This is a genomic window from Kitasatospora sp. NPDC085895, assembly GCF_040702125.1.
GTDB classification, from domain to species: Bacteria; Actinomycetota; Actinomycetes; order Streptomycetales; family Streptomycetaceae; genus Kitasatospora; species Kitasatospora arboriphila.
This window is the reverse complement of record NZ_JBFBJY010000169.1, coordinates 1-5,114: the sequence shown is the minus strand read 5'-3', so window position 1 is coordinate 5,114 and position 5,114 is coordinate 1. Positions and strand designations below refer to the sequence as shown.

Here is a 5,114-nt window from a genome sequence, read left to right as displayed (position 1 = left end):
GGCGGTCAGTGGCAGCGTTATGAGCTGGCTCCCGAGGGGAGCGCCTCGCTCACTGGTGGTGTCTCGGCGGTGTCCCGCATCCCCAACAGCATGGAACTGTGGTGGACCGGCATCAACGGAACCGTCAGAGACAACTTCTGGTACCAGTGAACCGACCTCATGAAGTGGTCCTCCACAGATTGGAGACTCCAGTTCTGAGGTCTTGAAACGGGTGAGGGCCTTCCGGCCCGGTACGGATTACGAAATCCGTACCGGGTCGGAAGGCCCTCATGCCTGACTGCAACGCGACGCTGACGGAGCGCCACGCAGAGGGCCGGTCGTTCGCCGACCAGGACCCCATGCTTGCGGGTCGGCATGGACAGGACTGAATTCTCCTCGGTCTTGCGGCTGGCGGGCCCGCGGAGTGCCCGTTCAGGAGTCCCTGCACAAGCACTCGTTGCAGTGCCGCCGGATGTAGGCTTTCCTCAAGGATTGCAGCCCCAGGGGCCAACAGTAGTGTCACCTCGCGATGTCACCGAGTGATCGACCGGTCTCATGAAGCGAAAACACGGCGAACTCTTCCCGGAGTGGGCAGGGTGCATGAGGCCTCGGATGGAGACGAAAGATGGCACGCGAAGGTCCGACCTCGGAAGTAACTGCGTTCGACGGATCGGTTGAGATTGTACTTCCGGAATCACCTACGACCGGATATCGATGGGAGCTCGAAAGTGAAAACAATCGCGCTCACGTAGCTGGCTCAATATTTGAAGAAATCCGTTCCTCTGAGCGACTGGCAGGTGGTAGCGGAATGCGAATATTCCACCTCGACGTGCTTGGAACGGAGCCCCTCCGACTCACTTTCGGCCTCCGACGTCAATGGGACCCCGAACCGATCGAACGACGAGCCGTCGAAGTCACGTTTGCTGACTGATCCCCAATCGGGTTTGTCAAGGGTTTGGGTAGCGGACGGTGACGGGATTATGCCGCTGCGGGATCGCGTCGGGGCGGCTCGGTGGTGAAGGTCCGCTGGTCGCGTATGAGACATCCCATGTCGTAGGGGTGTCAAGCGGCTGGGGCGAGGGTTGCGTGGTGTGACCAGGCGGTCGCCTCGTCGTAGGGAGTGCGGGTTTTGAGGCAGCCGTGGAGGATGCCGACGAGGCGGTTGCCGAGCTGGCGGAGGGCGGGGTTGTAGCCGGCGTTGTGGGCGCTGCTTTTCGTAGTAGTGGCGTGCGCCGGGTGAAGTGTTCAGGGCCGAGAAGGCCTGTTTGTGGAGGGCGTCGGCAAGGCGGTCGTTGCGGACGTAGCGGGCCTGGACGGTGTGCTGCTTCTGACCTTGTCGGTTCGGGGTGACGTCATGCTGGTGTGAGAGCCAGTCCGGTCTCGGCGATGAAGCCGTCGAGGAGATCGGGGCGGTACTGCATCTTCTTCAGCCGGGTACGGACCTGGGCGGCGAGTTGGTCGGTGGTGCCGGCGGCGAGGTTGCCCAGGGACCTCTTCAGATGTGCCCAGACGCCCTCGTCGGGGTTCAGTTGCGGGCAGTACGGCGGGAGCCGGTAGGCCGTCAGCCACGGCCACGCGGCGAGGAGAGCGCGCATCGCGGCGTCCTTGTGGATCGTGGCGTTGTCCCAGATCAGCACGATGTCACGGCCGCCGAGCTGATGGTGGGCCGCGTCCAGCAGCCGAGCCAGATCCAGTTCTTCGAAACCCTTCTTCTCGCCCTTGCGGTGGTGATGGACCAGCATCCGAAAGACCAGACGGGCCCGCTCTCCGGGCCGGACACAGATCATGGAGGCCAGCGAGATCCGCCCCGAGCCGCTGCCCGTCACGTCCACCACCGGCGTGTGTCCGCGACGGGACCAGGTCCGCGCCTTCGGCGGGCGCAGGCCCTGCCCGGCCTCGTCCTCGAAGCACAGCCACGCGTCCCGGTCTCTCACCGTCTTTCCACCCGCGGCCAGGTCTCCTTCACCCAGGTCGCCACCGCCCGCTCGTCCCGCTCGACGGCCCGGTGCTGCGGCACCTGCACGCTGAAGCCCATCTCGTGCAGGATCCGCGCGGTCTGCTTGATGCTGAACCGCACATGGAAACGGCGCGCGATCACCGTCGCCACCCTCGCCAGCGTCCAGCGCTGGTCCTCCACCCAACCGTGCGCGGCCGGTCCCTGCTCCAGCGCCTCCTCCAGCCAGGCCCGCCACTCGGGTTTCATCCGGGACGGCCGCCCGCTCGGCCCCCTGGATGCCAACGCCTCCACGCCGCCCGCCACCCAACACGCATGCCAGGCATAGGCCGACTTCCGTGAGACCCGCAGCCGCTTGGCCACCTGCGGCGGCGCGATCCCCTGCTCGAACATGCCGGCGGCCTCCAAGCGCACCAGCTCCCGCCGGGCCCACTCCCGCGCGGTCAGGCCACCACCATCGGGATACCTCTTATCTCCGCACTACACCCAAACCGGACAGCCGTCACCCCGAACCGGCAAGATCAGTTGTCTTGAGGAGGGACCCGGAGTCGGGGGCGAAGCCGGACCCTCAGTCGTCGCCCCACCTTCACTGAGCCGTACACCATGCCTGCCATCACCAGGAACCCGCCCGCACACACAAGCGCCTCACCGCACGCTGAAGCACCATCAGCCCCTCCCTCAGACCAGCAGCGCCCAGCGTAGGGCGGAGGGAGGCACCGCATGGCCAGACGCCGAGGATTGACCGTGCGCTTTGCCCGCTTCCCGCCCTACGAGCGCCCGGGAGCTTGCTGGTGTCGAGCCCCTGCCCAGCCGATCGGCGAGGCCGCGGGCGTGGAGATCAGCCCGGACCGTGTCCGGATATCCGCACTGGGCGTCCTCTCCTGCGACCGGCTTCGGAAGCGGGCAGGGGTCAGTGGGTGGCCTCGGTGGCGGTGTCGACGAGGTGGAGGACGGCTTGGCCCCAGGGGGTGGCAGCAATGAGGATGCCGAAGACGACGCTGGTGAGCACGGTGAACTGTTCCTCGGTACGCCGACGCGATTCGGTGCGCCGGTTGAGCCGGATGACGATGATGATCGCGAGGAAGACGCTCGCGCTGACGGAGTACTCCATGTCCCCCACCTGAAAGCCTGTCTGTTGGTGCCCGAGCCGCGGTCGGGTCCCGGATGGTTGGTGTCAGTTGTTGCGGCCGGTGCGCGGCGCGAGGATGCGGGGCAGCAGTTCCCACAGGGGCCGGCCACTGGCGGCCCAGCGGCCCAGGACCTCGCGGTCGGGCGACGTTCTGCTCCAGCCCCCACTTGCGGGCCGGGCCGGTGAACCGGCCGTTGGTGACCACGACCGGCACCTGCGCCCGGTGGACGCGCTCGTTCGTGCCGACCAGCGCGTACAGCACCCCCACGCCGACCGCGGAGCCGCGCAGCGGGTCCTGCTTGTGCTTGCACTGCAGGACCCACCGCCGCCCGGCGGGGTCGGTGGCCAGGACGTCGGCGCTCTGATCACCGCCGCCGCCGACCTGTTCGGCCCGGCAGCCGTCGCGCCGCATCAGGTCGCGCACCGCGAACTCGAACGCCTGGTGCCCCATCCCGTCGAGGCCGCCGGGCCCGGTCAGCGCGAGCCGCAGTCGCCGCTGTGCCTCGAGTGCGACGGCCCGCCGGACCATCCGCTCGCGGACGGCCACGACGGCGACGGCCGCGCCGGCGAGCAGCAGGATCAGCAGGATCCACCAGTGCGCAGCACGGCGAGCAGCAGGCTGATCAGGAGGGCCGCGCCGAGCAGCAGCAGGAAGGCGGCCCCTCCGCCGCCGCCCCCGCCTCCGCGCCCGCGTCGTGCTGGTTGTCTGCGGCGTGCCGGCGGCCTGCGCGATCCCACCCGTTCTCCCCGATCTTCACCTGGCATACGAAGGACTCATGACACCAGCCGCCACGCGAGGCACAACAGACGCGCACGGAAGCACACGAACAGCAGCGTGCGCCCGTCGGCGCGGCATGCCCGGCGCGCCCTCGCACGCGGGGCCCCGGAGTGGTCAACGGCGGCTTGATTCGAAAACCAGACCCGTACGGGCCTCGACCCGATCGCCGACCGGCACGCTCTCCCAGAACGGGTGCGCCTCGACGGCGACCAGCGCCGGCTATTCGGCGAGCGCGTCGGCCAGGGCCTGGCGCGCCTGGGTCTCGTTCGACATGTCGAGTTCCCAGGCGAAGGAGCACACGGCGCCGTCGCCGATGCGGGTGAGGACGATCGTCAGCTGGGGATCGGGCGGCGAGGGCTCGCCGGACCGGGTAAATGAAGCGGGAATGGCCATGGTGCGTCTCCCAGCCCACCAGAGGCTCCACCATGGGTGGCGGGCCGGGGCATCTGCGTCCTCGCGGGTGCGGGAGACAGCGCGGCGACAGCCGACGGGCAACCGCGGGCGCCACGATGACGCCACACCCCTACCACCGCCCTACGCCGCTTTCTCACAGGCCGGTCAGCTCCGCCGCCCCGCCCCGCTGCAGCCCGTTCCGGCTATCGCACTCCGCCGGCCGGCGGTCGGCCCGGCGGGTGACGGCCGGTGCGGGTCCGTGTCGCCGAGGGCCACGCCGGGACGGCCGGGCGGAGACTGGCCTCATGGAACCGCGCTTCCACCAGGGCGATGCCGTAGTGCACGCCGACGACGACATCTACCGCTGCCGCGCGAACCTGCGCAGCTGGGCCGATGGCGGCCCTGCCAGCAGCCCCGCACCCCAGCCGGCCGGCCCAGAGTAGTGGGCCGGGCGCCTGCACTTCGACAGGGACACCGACGCCGAGACCGTCCTGTACGCCGAAGCCCTGCGCTTGGTCGTCGGCGACAGCACAGGCACGTTCCTCGTCGAGGACCTGGAGCGTCCCACTGCCACACTCACCATCCGCGGCCACGGCCCCGCCCCGTTCTGGCCCCCCCGAGGGGGCCTCTCAGCGCAGCTTCGGGTCGAGTGCGTCGCGGACGGCGTCGCCGAGCATGATGAACGCCAGGACGGTGATGCTCAGGGCACCGGCCGGGTAGAGCAGCATGTGCGGGGCGTTGCGGAAGGTCGCCGAGGCCGAGGAGATGTCGATGCCCCAGGAGACGGTCGGCGGCTTGAGGCCGACGCCGAGGAAGCTCAGGGTGGCCTCCAGGGCGATGTAGGTGCCGAGCGCGATGGTGGCCACGACGATGATCGGGGC

General features: G+C 69.0%; 6 protein-coding genes and 2 pseudogenes. 1 reads left to right on the top strand and 7 read right to left on the bottom strand.

What is annotated here, in order from left to right; genetic code table 11:
- Positions 1–604: 604 nt before the first annotated feature.
- Positions 605–910 (top strand): protease inhibitor I42 family protein, encoded by a 306-nt coding sequence (locus AB0442_RS41360; protein WP_366168683.1) that lies wholly within the window; start codon positions 605–607, stop codon positions 908–910.
- 131 nt (positions 911–1,041) lie between these two features.
- On the opposite strand, the pseudogene AB0442_RS41355 reads toward AB0442_RS41360, so the two are convergent.
- From AB0442_RS41355 to AB0442_RS41325, 7 genes and pseudogenes are all read right to left on the bottom strand, one after another.
- Positions 1,042–1,312 (bottom strand): annotated as a pseudogene (locus AB0442_RS41355) (IS110 family transposase); the annotation flags it as partial.
- 19 nt (positions 1,313–1,331) lie between these two features.
- On the bottom strand, positions 1,332–1,913 hold the full coding sequence (locus tag AB0442_RS41350; RefSeq protein ID WP_366168682.1) for a transposase: 582 nt from the start codon (positions 1,911–1,913) through the stop codon (positions 1,332–1,334).
- Positions 1,910–2,347, bottom strand: coding sequence for a winged helix-turn-helix domain-containing protein (locus tag AB0442_RS41345; protein WP_366168681.1), 438 nt, complete (start codon positions 2,345–2,347; stop codon positions 1,910–1,912). Before AB0442_RS41345 ends, AB0442_RS41350 begins: the two co-directional genes overlap by 4 nt.
- Positions 2,348–2,843: 496 nt before the next feature.
- A complete protein-coding gene (locus AB0442_RS41340; protein WP_366168685.1) occupies positions 2,844–3,044 on the bottom strand; it encodes a hypothetical protein in 201 nt (66 codons plus the stop codon).
- Between the two features lie 232 nt (positions 3,045–3,276).
- Positions 3,277–3,474, bottom strand: a pseudogene (locus AB0442_RS41335) (restriction endonuclease); the annotation flags it as partial.
- A gap of 585 nt (positions 3,475–4,059) precedes the next feature.
- Positions 4,060–4,233, bottom strand: a complete 174-nt coding sequence (locus tag AB0442_RS41330) for a hypothetical protein (protein WP_366168680.1) — start codon at positions 4,231–4,233, stop codon at positions 4,060–4,062.
- A gap of 629 nt (positions 4,234–4,862) precedes the next feature.
- Positions 4,863–5,114: ABC transporter permease subunit (locus AB0442_RS41325; RefSeq protein ID WP_366168679.1), on the bottom strand; the 252-nt coding region annotated here is incomplete at its 5' end.

Coding starts and splice junctions, on each gene's coding strand:
- AB0442_RS41360 (WP_366168683.1), top strand. CDS start 605: ATGGCACGCGAAGGTCCGACCTCGGAAGTAACTGCGTTCGACGGATCG.
- AB0442_RS41330 (WP_366168680.1), bottom strand. CDS start 4,233: ATGGCCATTCCCGCTTCATTTACCCGGTCCGGCGAGCCCTCGCCGCCC.
- AB0442_RS41340 (WP_366168685.1), bottom strand. CDS start 3,044: ATGGAGTACTCCGTCAGCGCGAGCGTCTTCCTCGCGATCATCATCGTC.